Origin of the sequence: Streptomyces sp. NPDC058773 (genome assembly GCF_042746015.1) — a bacterium.
Taxonomy (GTDB): domain Bacteria; phylum Actinomycetota; class Actinomycetes; order Streptomycetales; family Streptomycetaceae; genus Streptomyces.
Genome location: NZ_JBHYPE010000001.1, coordinates 220,499 through 237,347, shown reverse-complemented (window position 1 = coordinate 237,347; position 16,849 = coordinate 220,499). Strand labels below are relative to the sequence as shown.

The window sequence follows — 16,849 nt, the reverse complement described above, 5'->3', positions numbered from 1 at the left end:
CACAGGACGCCCCCTTCACCCCGCCCCGCCGGGCCCCTCACCAGTCCCCACCAAGAAGGCGAGCTCCGGCCGGTCCCACATCACCGCAGGCGGATACGCCGGCACCGTTCCGACCGACCGCGCACCCACGCTGCGGTAGAACCCTTCGGCAGGCGGATGCGACACCACCCGCACACTGTCGAGTCCGGCCCGCCGCGCCTCGTCCCGCATGTGCTCGACCAACCGGCGCCCGATGCCGTACCCCTGCGCCTGATCCGCCACAAACATCAGATCCAGCTCGGCCGCCTCCACCATGAGCGCATAAAACCCCAGAACCCGCCCGGCCTCCCCCTCACCCGGGCCGGCGCTGCCACCCCCGTCCTCCACGGCGACGAAAACCCGATGCGCTTCGATGTAGTCGGGCCCCACCCGATATCCCTCGACCATCGGGGAATACCGCCCCTCATAGGCACGAGAACGCCGCACCAGCCGAGTCAGCCGCGAGGCATCCCGCGCCTCGGCCCGCCGTATCACCACAGCACCTGGCCGAGCCCCGCCCTTTTCCCCGCCGCGCCGCACACCCACCGTGACCTCTGCCCACTTTCCGCATCACACCTGAATCGCAATTCCCGTGACCACCACAACGCTACAGCGCCGCTCACACCAATCCCGCAATCCCGAGATCCCCGCCCCACCACACCCCTCACCCCACACCTCACAGCAATCCCCGCCCCGCAGCCGCCATATTGCCCAGCAGCCACACGGCAGGGATGCACGCTGTTCAATAGTTCTTCGCGAGCGCGCCGGCCTCCCGACGCCCCTCACTCCGCGGCAGCGGCGCCATAGTCCTCCTCCGGGAACGGAACCCGCAGCTGGTCCCAGGACCGCCGCCCCGGCCACCCGTCCGCATCCGCGCCCGAATACCCCAGGGCACTCTGGAAGGACGAATAGGCCTGACGGTGCTTGTCATTCCACTTCGGCCCGGGACCGCTGAACCCGTAAGGAGCGCCGCATCCTTCCTCCACGAGGCGCAGCCCCATCATCTGGATGATCGGGCTGTTCGGCAGGGTCTTGAACCATTCGCCACCCGGGAAAGGAACGAAACTGGGATCGCCGGGCTGCGGCTCTCCAGTGGAAGCCTTGGCGACGATCAGCCGCTGCCCCACCTTGATGATATTCGGATCCGCAATGTTGTTCCAGATCTGAAGCTGCTTCACAGTGGTATGGAAACGAGTGGCAATACCGGAGAGGGTGTCACCCGCAACCACCGTGTAGTACCTGTTCTGTGTTGTCTGTTGAGTGCCCATGACACTCACGCTAGAAGCGTTCCCAGACCCCCGCATGTTTTGCAACAGCAGCCTGGCACCACACAACTTACCGCTTCACCGAGGTCATTTTACCGCCGAATCCCTTCACTTGCATGCCGAATTTCCCAATAGACAGTGGCGCCATCATAAATAGCGGCGCCGCAAACTACTGAAGACGCATGCTCAAAAGATCCGCGACATCAATCCCACCGGGGCGAATCCAGTGGTTGACCTGCGCACCCAGCCGCTCAACCTCGGCCGAATCGCCCGGAGATCCGCTCAGCGGTCTCACCGTCACCCCGACGACCTTGATACCCCGACGACACGGGACCCGGCCCAACACCCTCTACCCAGCGGCGATCTGACGCGTCAACACCTGCCGGCACGACGACGGGAGGCAGGGCTTGCCCTCGGACCAATTGGCCCCGACGCCCTTGCCTCCCGGCTCGACTATCACCGTACGCACCCTCACCGGTCCAGAACGTCCCGCCGGAACCGCGCGACGCCCTTCTCCCCCAAACACGAGCTGCTGGTCAGCAAGGCGTTCCCGGCAATAGCGGCATTGACCACGCCGAGTTCCGGCCCCCGGCGACCAGCCGCTCCGCAAGGCCGCCCGCATACCGGCGGTTGCCCTCAGGCGCGACCCGCCACTGCGACCCGCCACCCGCCGGCAATTGACCGTGAACAGCAGCAGACCCCGAGCCGACAGCAGGCCCCCGGCTTCGACACCCCATCCGACGCCACCTGACGCCAGCCGACACCAAATGGCGCCACTTGGCGTCACCCGACACCATGCCAGCCCCCACCGAGGCGCCACCCCAACCCCCGAAGCCCCCCACACTCCACATGGCGCCACCCCGAACCACCCCACCATCACCCCATTCCCCCAGCTCAGAGCGGCCTTCACCACCACCACCGCACCCCCACTCCCACCAAGCGACGCCACCCACCTTGCATATGGCATCAAAGTAGTGCCATCATGACGTCATGGACCTCACTCCGTATGTCGACACCCTGCGGCGCGAACTCGCGGTGGCCGCCGAAGCCGGCGGGAAAGAAGCCCGCGAGCTGGCCGAGCGGCTCACCGCCCCCCTGGAGTCGGCGACCCGTCTGACCATGCTCAATGTGCTCTCCGCCGCGATGGACGAGATCACCCGCGACCTCGCCCCGGGCTCGGTCGACGTACGGCTGCGCGGGCTGGACCCCGACTTCGTGGTGACGCCACCGACCGCCGGCGGCACCGCGGAAGCGGCGGCCCCGCCCGTCGAACCGCTCAAGGCGCACGCGCCCGCCGACGGCGACGAGGGCGGCACCGCCCGCGTCAATCTGCGCCTGCCGGCCCATCTCAAGGCGCGCGCCGAGGAGGCCGCGAGCCGCGCGGGCCTGTCGGTCAACGCGTGGCTGGTACGCGCCGTTTCTGCCGCGGTCGACGGCGGCACCCAGACGCGTACAACGGAGACGGCCCACACCATCGGACAGAGCTTCACGGGCTGGGTGCGCTAGCCGCGCCCGCCGCCCCGCACCACCTCACCCACACCACGTCCCACCAGCAGGGACGCCCCAAGGACCCATGAGGACGGTACAGCCATGCCTTCTTACGACACTCCCGAACCGATTTCGGCCACCGCCTACGTGGCAGCCGGCTCGATCCGGTTCACCGCGGGCGACCGCCTCGACACGGTCGTCGAGGTGCGGCCCCGCGACCCGAAGCAGGACCGAGACGTACGCTCGGCCGACCAGACCGAAGTCACCTACGCGAGCGGCGTCCTGACCGTCCGGACGCCCAAGCAGCGCAATCTCATCGGGCGCACCGGCACCGTCGACGTGACGGTCGAACTGCCCGCGGGCTCGGGTATCGACATGACCGGCGCCTGGGCCCAGGTGTTCGGCGAGGGCCGGCTCGGCGAGGTCCGGGTGAAGACCGCGGCCGGTGACGTCCGCCTCGACACCACCGGGCCGCTCCATCTGACCGCCTCCCACGGCTCGGTCACCGTCGACCGGGTCGAGGGCGCGGCCGAGATCACCACCAGCTCCGGCAGCCTGCGCGTCGGCACCGTCGACGGTCCCGCCATCCTGAAGAACTCGCACGGCACCACGACCCTCGGCACCGCCACCGGCGAGCTGCGGGTGAGCGGCGCCAACGGCGACATCGACATCACGCGCGCCGAGAGCTCGGTCGTCGTCGCCACCGCCCACGGCACCCTGCGGGTCGCCGAAGTCGCCTGCGGCACCGTCCAGTTGGTGACCGCCTACGGTGCCATCGAGGTAGGCATCCGCGAGGGCACCGCCGCCTGGCTCGACGTCAGCTCCGGCAACGGGCAGGTACGCAACACCCTCGCCGCCTCCGAGACCCCGGAGAAGACCGAGGACACCGTCGAGGTCCGCGCCCGGACCCGTTACGGCAACATCGACGTCCGCCGAGCCCGGCCCTGACCACCGGCCGGCCGCCAACTCGCCCCACACCCACCCCGCCACTTCAGCCCTCGAACGGGAGGGCGCCGGGCGCCTCCTGTCATGCTCGCGCCAAAACCGCCGCGGGCCCCGGGCCTGCAGTCCACCCACCGCCCCACCGCCTCCCCGCCCCAACCACCAGGACCACAGCAACGAGCACGCCCACCACGAAAGGAACCCCCATGAGCCCGACGGGTCCGAAGCGTCAGACGAGCCAGACGGGTCAACCCGGCCGGCCCGGTCAACCCGGCCAAGCAATTCCCGTCCCCCACGGCCTCCCCCTGGAACGCGACGCGGGCCCCTTCGACCCGCCCCGTGCCATCACCCGGCTGCGCGAGGCCCGCCCGGTCAGCCCCCTGCTCTTCCCCGACGGCCACGAAGGCTGGCTCGTCACCGGCTACGACGCGGTCCGCCGGCTCATGGCCGACACCCGGTTCAGCTCCCGCCAGGACCTCGGCGTTCTGCACATGCCGTACGACGCCACCGACATGCCCGTCATGACCGAACCGTCCCCGCAGGTCCCGGGCCTGTTCGTCGCCATGGACCCGCCGGACCACACCCGGCTGCGGCGCAAGCTCACCGGCGCCTTCACGGTCCGGCGCATGAAGATGCTCGAAGAGCACCTCGCCGAGATCGTCGAGCGGCAACTGGACGAGATGGCGCGCCTCGCCCCGCCGGTCGACCTGGTCAAGGAGTTCGCGCTGCCGGTGCCCTCACTGGTGATCTGCGAACTGCTCGGCGTCCCCTACGAGGACCGGGACACCTTCCAGGTCAACTCCGCCACGTTCATGGTCAAGGACCTGCCGCTCGAAGAGAAGATGGCCGCCTACGGCGCGATGACCGCCTACCTCGCCGAACTGGTCACCCGCAAACGCGCCGAGCCCGGCGAGGACATCCTGTCCGACCTGGCCCGCCAGGACGACCTCACCATCGAGGAACTGACCGGCATCGCCTTCCTGCTGCTGCTCGCCGGCCACGAGACCACCGCCAACATGCTGGCACTGGGCACCTTCGCACTCCTGGAACACCCCGAACAGCTGGCCGCGCTGCGGGCCACCCCGGACCTGCTCCCCGACGCCGTCGAGGAACTCCTGCGCTACCTGTCCGTGGCCGACATCTTCTACCGCTACGCCACGGAGGACATCGAACTCGGCGGCGAAACCATCAACAAGGGGTCAACCGTCGTCATCTCGCTCCTGGCCGCCAACCGCGATCCCCGACGCTTCGACCACCCCGACACCCTGGACGTCCACCGCAAGGCCCGCGGCCACCTGTCCTTCGGCCACGGCATCCACCAGTGCCTCGGCCAGCAACTGGCCCGCATCGAGATGCGCGCCGGCTTCGACGCCCTCCTGCGCCGCTTCCCCACCCTCCGGCTCGCCATCCCCGCCAACGAAGTGAAACTCCGGACCGACATGAACATCTACGGCGTCCACGAACTCCCGGTCACCTGGACAGAATCCACCCGGTAAACCCCTCGGCAGGCCGCACCATCACCCCCACCCACACCACCGGAGCGGGCCCGGACAACTCCCGGACCCGCTCCGACCTGCAGTTTCCCTACCCCTGCTGAGGCTGTGGGATTTGAACCCACGGCGACGTTGCCGCCACGACAGTTTTCACGACGAGGCCGCCCGTGCGGGACAAGATCTGAGCCATTGTTATGCCGACCCTGTGGTGGGCCGGCGGCGTTCATGGCTTACGTGAACTGGCCCGGCGTCGCCGGCTGACCGGGACCTGCATACCTGTCGCCCCCCGTCTCAGGGGTGTTGCTGACCTGAAGGGTGGGGCTGACCTGCGAGATGGAAAGTCCGCCATGATCGAAAAGGAGAGGCCCGCCCAGGGCTATGGACCCGGGCGCCTCGAAGAGGCTCTTCTTCGAGGCGGCTTGAGCCTGGCTGATAGCGGTGGTTACTCCACGGGAAACCGTCGCCCCGTGTTAATGCGCCGGGATATCGTCACGAACGGGCCGGCACTTCAGCTTCGGGGGTACGCATGACAGCTGTAAAGACGTTCGTGTGCTTAGCGAACTCGCGCAAGAATGCGGGTCGATGCGTGGCGGGCATGGTTGGCAAGGGTCCGGGACAATGGATACGCCCGGTCAGCGCCCGCCCGAACGGCGAAGTATCCGCTCATGAGCGGCAATATGCCGACAGATCAGACCCGAGAGTCCTCGATATTATCGCCGTGCCGCTCCTGCGCCCTCAGGCGCACAGCTACCAGAGCGAAAACTGGCTCCTTGACCCCAAGCGCTACTGGGAGAAGACCGGCAGGGCCGAGTGGGACACGCTGCTCACACTGGAGCAGCGCCCAAAAACCTTATGGATCAACGGACACAGCACATATCACGGCAGCAACAACCGCGTCTTGACTGATCAAGCGCACACTTTGCCGGACTCACTCAAGCTCATCCGGGTTGACTGCGTAACGTTACAGGTGCACACCCCTGGCTCAGCGTTCGGCGACAGGAAGAAGGTCGTGGACGCACATTTTCGCCATGCCGGATGCACCTACATACTGCGACTCACCGATCCCGAGTACGAACAGACATACTTGGCCAAGCAGGAGGGGACATACAACCTGAGCGAATCTTTCCTTACGGTGAGTCTCGGCGAACCGTTCGAAGATTACGCTTACAAATTAGTGGCAGCCATCATCGAGCGAGCAAAGATTTAAGCAGGCAGCAAGCAATGACACTGAATACCGTGTTTACCGTCGGGCACTCCACGCATAGCGTTTCACATTTCCTGGGCCTACTTCACAAGCATGAAATCACGGCGGTCGCCGATGCGCGGTCGACACCCGCCAGTCGGTTCACCCCTCAGTTCAACCGAGATGCAGTGAAGCGCAGTCTGCGCGAGGTTGGCATCAAGTACGCCTTCCTGGGCAACGAACTCGGAGCGCGTACGAAAGACGCCACATGCTATGTCGACGGACAGGTACAGTACAGCCGCCTCGCCCAGACCCCGGATTTCGCCAGCGGCATCAACCGCGTACTGAAGGGTGCACAGAACGAGCGAATCGCCATCATGTGCACCGAACAAGAACCACTCGAATGCCATCGCTGCATCCTCGTCGCGCGAACGCTCGAAGAACACGGGACCACTGTCGACCACATTCACGGCGACGGACATATCGAGAGCCATAGCACGGCAATGCAACGCCTGATGGCCAGCTTCAGACTGGACCAGGAAGAACTATTCCGCACGCCGGCTGAGCGCCTCCAAGAGGCGCTCAGCCGCCAGGAACACCGCATCGCGTACGTCAATGAGGAGCTTCGCATCAACGGGACGCCGGAAAAATGAAACTCTACACAATCGGCTTCACAAAGAAGTCCGCAGAAAAGTTTTTCGGGCTACTGCGCAAAGCCGAGGTGGCAACGCTGATCGATGTCCGGCTGAACAACGTCTCACAATTGTCTGGCTTCGCCAAGCGCGATGACCTGAAGTACTTCCTGAGTGAGATTTGCGACGTGCAATACGCCCATCGCATCGATCTGGCACCAACCCAGTCCATGCTCGACGACTACAAGAAGCGAGGTGCCAGCTGGGCATCCTACGAAGAACGCTTCCTGGAGTTAATGAAGGATCGCCACATTGAGAACACCGTCCCACAGGAACTACTCAACAACGCCGTCCTGCTTTGCAGTGAAGATAATGCGGAGCATTGTCATCGCCGACTAGTTGCCGAATACCTGGCGCAGCAGTGGGGCAACGTCTCGATCGAGCACCTGACATAAGGCTCATACCCCGTAAACGGTGCGTGCGTACTCGGGCCGCTCCACACGACGAAATGCCCCTACGAGACACGTGGGTCGAAACGGCGAGCCCCCAACACCACTCCCAGACAAACTCCGGGGTGAGACAGGACGAACGCAGAAGGGGTGCCCCGCCGAAGCAGGACACCCCTTCTGACCAGCTAACTCGCTGACCTCAGCGGAGGCTGTGGGATTTGAACCCACGGTGACGTTGCCGCCACGACAGTTTTCAAGACTGTTCCCTTAGGCCGCTCGGGCAAGCCTCCCCGCGGCACCGGTGCGCGGGGCGCGAAGGTGTCGCGGGATCAGACTAGCGCGTCACTTGTCGCCTGTGCGCTGGCCCAGGGTCACATGGGCGGTGTGCTCCTTGCCGCCGCGCTTGTAGGTGAGGGTGACCTCGTCGCCGGGCTTGTGCTGCCAGATCTCGCTGATGAGGGTGGGGCCGCTGTCGATGACGGTGTTGTCGAGCTTGGTGATGGTGTCGCCGGGGCGGAGGCCCGCCTTGTCGGCGGGGCCGTTCGGGGTGACGGCCTTGGAGCCGTTGTTGCCGGTCTGGGCGATGGTCGCGCCGTCGCCGGTGTCCCGCATACCGACCTGGACGCCGATCTGGGGGTAGACCGGCTTGCCGGTCCTGATCAGGTCCTGGGCGACCCGCTTGGCCTGGTCGATGGGGATCGCGAAGCCCAGGCCGATGCTGCCGGACTGCTGGGACTCGCCGCCCAGGCCGCCGCCGTTGCCCGCCGACTGGATCGCGGAGTTGATGCCGATGACATTGCCGGCGGCGTCCATCAGGGGGCCGCCGGAGTTACCGGGGTTTATCGAGGCGTCGGTCTGCAGGGCGCTCATGTACGAGGCGCTGGTGCCGCCGCCGTCGCTGGAGGCCACCGGGCGGTCCTTGGCGCTGATGATGCCGGTGGTGACCGTGCCGGACAGACCGAAGGGGGCGCCGATGGCGATCGTGGCGTCGCCGACCTGCACATTGCCGGACTTGCCGAGCGGGAGCGGGTTGAGCGGGGCGCCGGAGGCGTTCTTCAGCTTGATCACGGCGACGTCGTAGCCCTGGGCGTTGCCGACGACCTCGGCGTCGTACTTCTTGCCGTTGGAGAACGTCGCGGTGAGCTTGCCGCCGCCGGCCGCGCTGGCGACCACGTGGTTGTTGGTGAGGATGTGGCCCTGCTTGTCGTAGACGAAGCCGGTGCCGGTGCCGCCCTCGCCGGTGGCACCCTGCGCCTCGATCGTCACGACGCTGGGCAGGGCCTTCTGCGCTATCCCGGAGACGGAGGTCGGCTTGCGGTTCAGCGCCCCGGGGTCGCCGGGCGCGGAGACCGTCGTCGAGGCGCTGTCGTTCTGGCCCGCGGCCCAGAAGCCGATGCCGCCGCCGATACCACCGGCCACCAGCGCGGCCACCAGGACGGCCGCGATCAGGCCGCCGTTGCGCCGCTTGGGCGCGGGGCTGCCGGCCACCGCCCAGGGGTCGCTGCCGTACGGGGGCTGCTGGCCCCAGCCGCCGCCCGCGCCGGGGGCGGCGTGGCCGGTGCCCGGGTACGGCGGGATCTGGGCGGTCTGCTCGGTCGTGGGGGCGTCGCCGGGGTGGCCGTAGCCGGGCTGCGGAGGGTGTCCGGCGGCCGGGGCGAAGCCCGGCGGCGGGGGCGGCGTCTGCGGGGCGTCGGGAGTCCGGTCACCGGAGGCGGACGCGGGGGCGCTGTCCGGCTGCGGCCCGGCCGGCGGCTTGGCCTCCGGCGGGACGGCGGCTCCCTCGTTCTCGGTGCTCACAGCTCTCTCCTCAGCTTCATGACTGTCGGCGCCCACGGTCTGGCAGGCTGCTTCCCTGCCGCCGCGGATCTCATCCATCCCGGGATCCGGGGCGGGCCGTTTCTTCCGGGACTTGCGGTTCGGCCGGACCCTGGGGGTGCGTCCGGGTGATGCGGTTCTTGTCGGGGCCGGCGGGCCTCGCGGTCCGTCGGGTGGTGCGGTCCTTCCGGTCCGGCGGGCGCAGGGCCCTCCGGGTCGTACAGCTCCTCGTGCCGGTGGACGGGGAGCCCGGTCCTCCAGGATCAAGGATCCCGGCGATACGGGCGAGTCCCGGTCCGCCGGTCCGGGGCCGCCGGCCATGGTCCGCAGGTCCTGTCCCGCACACCCCGGCCGCACGTGAGCCCCGTCCGCGGGCCCGTCCGGTGATCCGGGCCGGGCGGTGCGGGCGAGTCTCCCCTCCACCCTTTCCCACCGAGCGTCAGAGCACCGTAAGCCGAGGCTGTGACTGTCCCCTCATCCTTTATCCCGGACAAAAGCGACGCATCCCCTGTTCCTCTCCCCGGACAAACGCCCGGCGGCCCCTCCGTGGCGGATGGCACGATAACGCGGTGACCTATGCACGCCCCGCCCAGGACGCCCGTCCGGACCGTCCGGCCATTTCCGTCATCGCCCATCGCGGTGCCTCCGAGGACGCCCCGGAACACACCCTGGCGGCCTACCGCAAGGCCATCGAGGACGGGGCGGACGCCCTGGAGTGCGATGTCCGGCTGACCGCGGACGGGCATCTGGTCTGCGTGCACGACCGGCGGGTGAACCGCACGTCCAACGGGCGCGGCTCGGTCTCCGCTCTGGAGCTCGCCGACCTGGCCATGCTCGACTTCGGCTCCTGGAAGGAAGAAGGTTTCGGCAACGAGGCACCGGACCGGCAGCACGAGGACCCCGAGCGGACCTCCGTACTGACCCTGGAACGGCTGCTGGAGCTGGTCGCCGACGCGGACCGCCGGGTCGAGCTGGCCATCGAGACCAAGCACCCGACACGCTGGGCCGGACAGGTGGAGGAGCGGCTGGTCGAGCTGCTGACGCGGTTCGGGCACACGAATCCGGCCAGGCACCCCGACCGGCCCCCCGCGGTCCGGGTCATGAGCTTCTCGGCGCGCTCCCTGCATCGCGTACGGGCCGCGGCGCCCTGCATCCCCGGCGTCTACCTGATGCAATTCCTCACGCCACGGCACCGCGACGGCCGGCTCCCGCCCGGCGTCGGCATCGCGGGCCCCGGGATACGCATCCTCCGCTCACACCCCGACTACGTCGCCAAGGCACACCGCGCGGGCCACCGCGTCCACGTCTGGACGGTCAACGACACCGCCGATGTCGAGCTGTGCCAGGAATTGGGGGTGGATGCGGTGATTACGAATCGCCCCAAACAGGTGCGAATCCAACTCGGCCTTGGCTAAAGCCCATCACAGGGTGTGCACCGGCGCATTCGACCCGCATTCCGGAGTGCCCAATGCGTCACCATGTGCCGCTTGGCCGGTTTCCGGTCCAGTCCATTGGGGCATTCATCCCGTGGCGTGGGGCAAAGGAGGTCTCGGGGGTGGCGTTGGTGGTGGCACAAGAGGTGCCGACGTCGTCGATCATGGCCGTACCCCATGGTCCTGTGGGTGTGGGCATGGCCAGGCGGCGCATGCGCGAAGAGCTGTTGGCAAGTGGAGTTCAGGACACAGTCGTCGATGACGCGGTCCTCATCCTTTCGGAGCTGCTGAGTAATTCCTGTCGCCATGCGCGTCCGATATACGAACACCGGTCACCGGGTTCCGCTTCGGCCGCGGCGCAGGACGGCCCGTTGGCATCCGTCCGGGCTTCCTGGCAGATCGACGCACAGGGCCGGCTGACCGTCGCGGTCACGGACGGCGGCGGCCCGACCCGACCGCTTCCGGCCACTCCCTCGGTCACGGCGCGCGGCGGCCGCGGGCTGGCCATCATCCGCTCGCTCGCCAAGGACTGGGGCGTACGCGACTCCGTCGTCGGCGAAGTCACGGTCTGGGCGGCACTCTCGCTGCAGGGCGCGTTCGCTACGCGCGTGGACCTGACACCCGATCTGCCGCCCTCGCTCACCACGGGCCCGGGACCCATCCCGGGCCGGCCGCTCGCCCCGGATTTCCCGGACTTCGACGATCTGCCGTAGCGGCACGGCGGGACACGGCCGGCGCGCGGCCGGGCGCGACGGCGTACGCAATCCTCTAGGCTCGCGCCGAAACGCGTCCGTACGCCCCGGATCGACCAGGAGACACCGTCGTCATGGCCAAGAAGCGCCGTCCCCAGTCCCAGGCCGCAGCACCGCAGATCAAGGACGGCGAGGTGCCGGTCGTCGGCGCCCGTGAGCCCTGCCCGTGCGGCTCCGGCCGCCGGTACAAGGCCTGTCACGGGCGACAGGCGGCGCACGCCGCCACCGAGTTGGTGCAGCGCCCCTTCGAGGGCCTGACCGGTGAGTGCGACTGGGTGGCGCTGCGCGAGCTGGTGCCCGCCGCCACCGCCGAGTTGACGCTGAAGGGCGGACTGCCCGAGGGCGTCCCGTCCGTGACGCTGGCGACCGTGCTGCCGATGGCCTGGCCCGCGCTGCGCCGCGACAACGGCGCGGTCCTGCTCGGCGTGCAGAACGACACCGCCTCCGGTGACCTCAGCCGCGCCCTCGCCGACACCCTCCAGCGCGCGCTGGAGGCCGAGCCCGGCACCCCGGTCGCCGCCGGCCGCCCGTCCCCCGACGGTCCGCGGCTGCAGGATCTGCTCGACCCGGACGCGGCTTTTGAGCCGAACGTCCACACCGGCTTCGAGTTCTGGGTGGAGAACGCCGAGAACGCCACCGGCGAGGTCGCCGCCTCCCTGGAGCGGGCCAACGCGGCGGCCATTCCCACCGAGCGGATCCCCGGCCTGGAGGGCGCGTACTGGTGCGAGGCCCCGGAGAAGAACCACCTGCGCTGGGTCACCGCGCACCCCGAGGAGCAGCTGCTCGACGCGCTCGCCCGGCTGCACGCCGCGGGCGCCTCCTCGCTCGGCGAAGGCACCCGCCTGGTGGGCTCGTTCCGCGCGCACGGCCTGGTCGTGCCGGTCTGGGACCTGCCCTCGTCGATGAGCGCCGAGGACGTCGCCAAGCCTGCCGAGGCGTTCGCCGAGCGGCTGGCGGAGGCGCTCGCGTCGGACGCCCCGCTCACCCCCGAGGAGCGCCGGGCGCGCGGCGGGCTCACCAACCGCCAGGTGACCCTGAGCTGAGCGGACCGCCCGGTCGGGCGGACCGGACGCCCTCGGGGATCTCAGGCGTGACACCTGTCACAACTCCCCGTACCTGCCGGTAAATAGGCGTCCGGAATTCCACGATCGAATTTGCGAACCGCCAATCTCTTGTTACGGTTCTAGAAGCCCGGTCGCTGGTGCATCCCCCGTCGCCAGCGACCGGGCGCTTCCATGCCCGGAGCCCGGCACTCCGCCTGCCCGGCCCCGGCTCCCCGCGCCCCACGGCGTCAGCGGCCCGAACCACCGCTTCCCGCACCGGAATTGCTTCCGGCGCGCAGCAGCAGCCGCTCCCCCGCAGCATCGGAGAACTCCGCCACCGCCCCGTACGGCCCGCCCCGGCGCACGGTCGCCCCGGCCGGCGTCTCGCACAGGCCGGGCGGGCCGTCCGCCGACACCTCACAGTTCACCTGGACGGTCGTGCCGTCCGGCCGCAGCAGCGTGAGCGCGGCGCGCAGCGGGCCGCCGGTGAGATTGCGGTAGTACGTCCGCCCCCAGGTCAGACCGTCCTCGGCGAGCACACAGGTCTGGGCCTGGATCCGCCCGGGAGCGGTGAGTTGGGGGCCGCAGCGGGAGATACGGCCGGAGCGGGGCGGCAGGCCAGGGGCGGCGGACGAGCCGACGGCGGTCCGGGCGTCCGCGACGACGGAACCATTGCCCGCCTTGGTAACGCTTTCCTGGCTGATACCCCTTTTGCCCGTAGAGCGGTTTTCGGACGTGGCGGCCGCCCCGGACGCGACGAGGTCGGCCGGACCGGCCATTGCGGCGCCCAGCGGCACGACGGCGGCGAGCACCGCCGCGCCGGCGAGACCGGTCATGCGGACTTTCCGCGCACGCTGCATGGCCCCCACCTGCGATTGAGATGCCGCGACGGCGGCTTGACGGTGGGCCGAACCTATCGGGCGGCGGGGGTGCGCCCGGACGCCGGACGCCACTTCCCCGTAGCTGTCCGGGCCGGTCACACCCGAACGGGTGATCCGCCCGCGCGTTGATCCCGACCGCCCGACGGGTGGACGGGAGGGACTCCGGGGTGCGGCGCGGGCGTCAGTACGCGAGCCGGCTGCCGCCGTCGGGGGTGCTGGTGCTCGCCGTGACCAGGGCGTCCACGATCGTGGCCACCTTCGGCAGCCAGGGCGCGGACGAGGGTGGGGGTCCCCCCTGCTCGGACGAAGTTGCGAGTTTGGGGGAGGCCGGCGGCCGTTCCCAGCGGACCTGGCCGGTGCCGATCCGGGAGGGCGGGAGCACCACATAGCCGCCCTCGCCGTGGAACCGCAGCGAGCTGGGCACCCAGTCCTGGGAATGCAGCAGCTCGCCCAACTCGGCGAGGTCGTACGGCGCGACGAGCAGCGACCAGCGGGTGGGCGTGGCCACCACGGGGCCGAGGCGTACGCCGAAGTGGTCCAGGGCCGCCAGGGCGCGGGCACCCGCGACGGCGGGCAGGCTCAGCGCGCACGGCGCGCTGCCGCCGGTGGCCAGCACGACCGGGGCATCGGGGCGGTTCGTCCACCACCAACGCACCATCCGGGCATCGGTCGTGGCGGCCAGCAAACCGGGGTCGAAGGGGTGCGCGCCGGGCACCACGCACTCGGGGTCGGGGCAGCTGCACCGGCGGACGGGCCGCTCACCGAGGCCGAGCCGGGCACCGGCCGGCTGACGGCCGGCGGGCCTGATCCCCACACCGGGAAGGACGGGCCACTGCCACTCGGTGGCGCAGTGGAGCGCCGCACCGAGCAGCGCCGACCGTCCGCCGCGCCGGAACAGGAGCTTGCGTCGCCTTCCGAGGATCTCGCGCATGAGCGCTCGTTCCTTTCCGTAAACGCCGAGGGCTTTGTCCATCGCACTACATGGCACTTCTTGCCGGTTCGCCGTCGTTCGTGCCGTGCCGCTTCATGCCGTGGTGTGGCGTTTCCTGCGGCCCGGCGGTGCAACCCGGGGTCGATCGCATCTCGATCACGCCACGTGGATCACAGGTCACCGCGTGTACAAGGCAGCGCATCACGCCGTACGCCGAGCGTGGAACATGGCGGGGGGTGGCGCGCCCATGGCGATTGCGCCTCCGTGGTGCAGTCCCCGCCTCTTGGGGGTGCGTCGCGGTCGTCGCCGTATTAGACGCCGGCGTCCGCCGGAGAGTTCCGGTACGGCCCCAACTGGCCCCGCACCTTTCCGAGTACGTACCCGCCACTGTGGTGATGACGCGCTGCTGATCGCCGTCAGTCGACCTCAAATTGACGCTTGAGGGGCCTTTTTCAGGCCAATCTACAGACCTCGCAGACACCACAAACCCCAAGGGGAGAGTGCTGGACATCACATCGTTGATGCGTGTACATGTGGAGCATTGATAGCGGAGCAGCATGACATGGGGGTTTGCGATGCTATTGAGGAAATTGAGCGGCCAATCGTACCGCGCAACATCACTCAACAAAATGCCGCACTCCCTACCAAATGGCGGCCTGACCTGGGGTATTACCGGGCGCGACGATAGTCGCCGGCCATGACCACCCCTCACGTACCGAAAGTGGCTGGAATCGAACCAGCTCTTCCCGCCCCCACTCACACTGTCGACCCGCATCTGGGGAACACCCCCGCGGGCCCCACCGTCGGCACCCCGTCCGGCGACTCGCCGCACCCCCTTCCGGGCGCCTCTCGGGAGCCCGCACCCGACGCCACGTCAGACACCGCCCCCGGCGACACCCCCGAACTCTCCGTCGTCGATCAACTCACCGCCGCGCAGGACCGGCTGGCCGGGTGGATCTCCGACCTCAGCACCCTGCACGACCTGACCGAACGGCTCGCCCGCACCCGCACGCTGGAGGCCGCCTTCCACGAGCTGCTGCGCGCCGGCGCCTCCCTGGTCGGTGCGCGCCGCGGACTGGTCGTGCTCGCCCCGGCCGACGGCTTCGGCCCGGAGACCACCGTCGGACTCGGCCTCGGCCACGCCGAGATCGGCTCCATCGAGACCATCCCGCGCCGCGCCCTGTCGTACGCGCGGATACTGGACGGCCTCCCGGCGCCGGGCACCACCGACGACACCCGGAGCGGACCGCTCGACGGACTCCGGCACGAGAGCGACGCGGGCCGTCCCCCGGGCCCCCGCGGCGCGGCGGCGGCCGGGCCGTGCACCGAGATCTCCGAACCCGACATCCCCGGCGAGAAGGATCTCGACCCGCGGCTGCGCGAGGTCGCGGCCCGGCTCGGCTACGCCGCCAGTTACGCGGTCCCGCTCACCGCCGACCCCATCGGCCGGACCGGCGCCGCGGTCTGGCTCTACGACGAACCGGCCGAGCCCACCGAACGGCAGCGCCACCTCATCGGCCGCTACCGGGCGCACGCCGCCGAACACCTCGCCCGCCTCCTCGAACTCCACCGCACCCGGCAGGCCGTCCGCACCCTGCGCGAGGAGCTGCTGCCGCACCGGCTGCCGCGGGTCCCCGGCGTCCGCCTCGCGGTGCGGCACAGCAGCGGGCCGCTCGGCGGCGGCGACTGGTACGACGCGCTGCCGCTGCCCGACGGCGCGCTGGGGCTGGCCATCGGTTCGGTGACCGGCTCCGGCCCGAGCGCGGTGGCGGCCATGGGCCGGCTGCGGGCGTCGCTGCGCGCCTACGCCGTCATGGAGGGCGAGGATCCGGTCGCGGTCCTCTCCGACCTCGAACTGCTGCTGCGGCTGACCGAGCCGGCCCGCAGCGCCACCGCGCTGTTCGCTTTCACCGAGCCGCCGCCCGGCGCGCCCGGCGGACCGCCCGCACCCCCGATGCCGGGCGGGATCACCGACCCGTTCGCCCGCAAGATCGTGCTGGCCGGGGCCGGCCACTGCCCGCCGCTGATCCTCGGCGATCTGCGGACCGAGTACGTGGAGACCTCGCTGTCCGCGCCGCTGGGCATGCTGGCCTGCTGGGAGGCGCCGAGCGTGGAGATCGAACCGGCCGCCGGCGAGACCCTGCTCCTCTACAGCGACGGGCTGCTGCACCGCACCGGCGAGCCCATGGACCGCGCCTTCACCCGGCTGCACGCGGCCGCCGCGGGCGTTCCCCGGGCCGCCCGCCATGATCCGGAGGCGGTCTGCGACCACATCCTGCGCACGATGCTGCCGCAGGGCCTGGACGACCCCTCGTCCGAGGAGGACGTCGTGCTGCTCGCCGCGTACTTCGAGGAGTAGCCCCCGGTCCGGCGACTCGGGGCCGGTCCGGCGGCCCCCGGCCCTGGTCGCGGGGCCGGCCCCGAGCACGCCACCCAGGACGGGCGGACCCGCTGTCGCGGGCCTGCCCCGGCCGCCATGCCTCCTATGGCCGTACTGGCAAAGAGGTCACACCTTCGGCCCCCT

The 16,849-nt window shown here is 69.6% G+C and carries 15 protein-coding genes and 1 tRNA gene; 10 read left to right on the top strand and 6 right to left on the bottom strand.

What is annotated here, in order from left to right:
* Positions 1-15 precede the first annotated feature (15 nt).
* A complete protein-coding gene (locus tag ACFW5B_RS01060; RefSeq protein ID WP_386431199.1) occupies positions 16-516 on the bottom strand; it encodes a GNAT family N-acetyltransferase in 501 nt (166 codons plus the stop codon).
* Between the two features lie 284 nt (positions 517-800).
* A complete protein-coding gene (locus ACFW5B_RS01055; protein WP_386431196.1) occupies positions 801-1,286 on the bottom strand; it encodes a peptidoglycan-binding protein in 486 nt (161 codons plus the stop codon).
* Between the two features lie 987 nt (positions 1,287-2,273).
* Between ACFW5B_RS01055 and ACFW5B_RS01050 the strand changes: the two genes are divergently transcribed.
* From ACFW5B_RS01050 to ACFW5B_RS01025, 6 genes are all read left to right on the top strand, one after another.
* Entirely contained in the window at positions 2,274-2,789 is a 516-nt protein-coding gene (locus ACFW5B_RS01050; RefSeq protein WP_386431193.1) for a hypothetical protein, read from the top strand.
* An 84-nt stretch (positions 2,790-2,873) separates the two neighbouring features.
* Complete coding sequence (locus ACFW5B_RS01045; protein ID WP_386431191.1) at positions 2,874-3,719, top strand: DUF4097 domain-containing protein; 846 nt, start codon at positions 2,874-2,876, stop codon at positions 3,717-3,719.
* Between the two features lie 299 nt (positions 3,720-4,018).
* Complete coding sequence (locus ACFW5B_RS01040) at positions 4,019-5,209, top strand: cytochrome P450 (RefSeq protein WP_386431676.1); 1,191 nt, start codon at positions 4,019-4,021, stop codon at positions 5,207-5,209.
* Positions 5,210-5,732: 523 nt separating this feature from the next.
* The gene (locus ACFW5B_RS01035) at positions 5,733-6,413 is read left to right on the top strand and encodes a hypothetical protein (RefSeq protein WP_386431188.1); all 681 of its coding nucleotides are present in this window, start codon (positions 5,733-5,735) and stop codon (positions 6,411-6,413) included.
* Between the two features lie 14 nt (positions 6,414-6,427).
* Positions 6,428-7,042 carry a DUF488 family protein gene (locus ACFW5B_RS01030; protein ID WP_386431185.1) on the top strand — a complete coding sequence of 205 codons (615 nt, stop codon included), beginning with the start codon at positions 6,428-6,430 and terminating at the stop codon, positions 7,040-7,042.
* Positions 7,039-7,476, top strand: a complete 438-nt coding sequence (locus ACFW5B_RS01025; protein ID WP_386431183.1) for a DUF488 family protein — start codon at positions 7,039-7,041, stop codon at positions 7,474-7,476. The genes ACFW5B_RS01030 and ACFW5B_RS01025 overlap by 4 nt, the downstream gene beginning before the upstream one ends.
* Positions 7,477-7,673: 197 nt before the next feature.
* On the opposite strand, the gene ACFW5B_RS01020 is transcribed toward ACFW5B_RS01025, so the two are convergent.
* Together ACFW5B_RS01020 and ACFW5B_RS01015 are read right to left on the bottom strand one after the other, a co-directional pair.
* Positions 7,674-7,760: transfer RNA gene (locus ACFW5B_RS01020), tRNA-Ser, on the bottom strand.
* Between the two features lie 52 nt (positions 7,761-7,812).
* Positions 7,813-9,267, bottom strand: coding sequence for a S1C family serine protease (locus tag ACFW5B_RS01015; RefSeq protein WP_386431181.1), 1,455 nt, complete (start codon positions 9,265-9,267; stop codon positions 7,813-7,815).
* A gap of 587 nt (positions 9,268-9,854) precedes the next feature.
* Between ACFW5B_RS01015 and ACFW5B_RS01010 the strand changes: the two genes are divergently transcribed.
* The 3 genes from ACFW5B_RS01010 to ACFW5B_RS01000 all read left to right on the top strand — a co-directional run bounded on the left by ACFW5B_RS01010 (position 9,855) and on the right by ACFW5B_RS01000 (position 12,513).
* A complete protein-coding gene (locus ACFW5B_RS01010) occupies positions 9,855-10,700 on the top strand; it encodes a glycerophosphodiester phosphodiesterase (RefSeq protein ID WP_386431179.1) in 846 nt (281 codons plus the stop codon).
* A gap of 53 nt (positions 10,701-10,753) precedes the next feature.
* A complete protein-coding gene (locus ACFW5B_RS01005) occupies positions 10,754-11,431 on the top strand; it encodes an ATP-binding protein (protein WP_386431177.1) in 678 nt (225 codons plus the stop codon).
* Positions 11,432-11,544: 113 nt separating this feature from the next.
* A complete protein-coding gene (locus ACFW5B_RS01000; protein WP_386431175.1) occupies positions 11,545-12,513 on the top strand; it encodes a DUF5926 family protein in 969 nt (322 codons plus the stop codon).
* A gap of 248 nt (positions 12,514-12,761) precedes the next feature.
* On the opposite strand, the gene ACFW5B_RS00995 is transcribed toward ACFW5B_RS01000, so the two are convergent.
* Both ACFW5B_RS00995 and ACFW5B_RS00990 read right to left on the bottom strand, forming a co-directional pair.
* The gene (locus tag ACFW5B_RS00995) at positions 12,762-13,349 is read right to left on the bottom strand and encodes a hypothetical protein (protein ID WP_386431173.1); all 588 of its coding nucleotides are present in this window, start codon (positions 13,347-13,349) and stop codon (positions 12,762-12,764) included.
* Between the two features lie 226 nt (positions 13,350-13,575).
* Positions 13,576-14,325: a bifunctional DNA primase/polymerase gene (locus ACFW5B_RS00990; protein ID WP_386431171.1), complete on the bottom strand. Its 750-nt coding sequence runs from the start codon at positions 14,323-14,325 to the stop codon at positions 13,576-13,578.
* 697 nt (positions 14,326-15,022) lie between these two features.
* Here ACFW5B_RS00990 and ACFW5B_RS00985 point away from each other — a divergent pair.
* Positions 15,023-16,684, top strand: coding sequence for a PP2C family protein-serine/threonine phosphatase (locus ACFW5B_RS00985; RefSeq protein ID WP_386431169.1), 1,662 nt, complete (start codon positions 15,023-15,025; stop codon positions 16,682-16,684).
* Positions 16,685-16,849 lie beyond the last annotated feature (165 nt).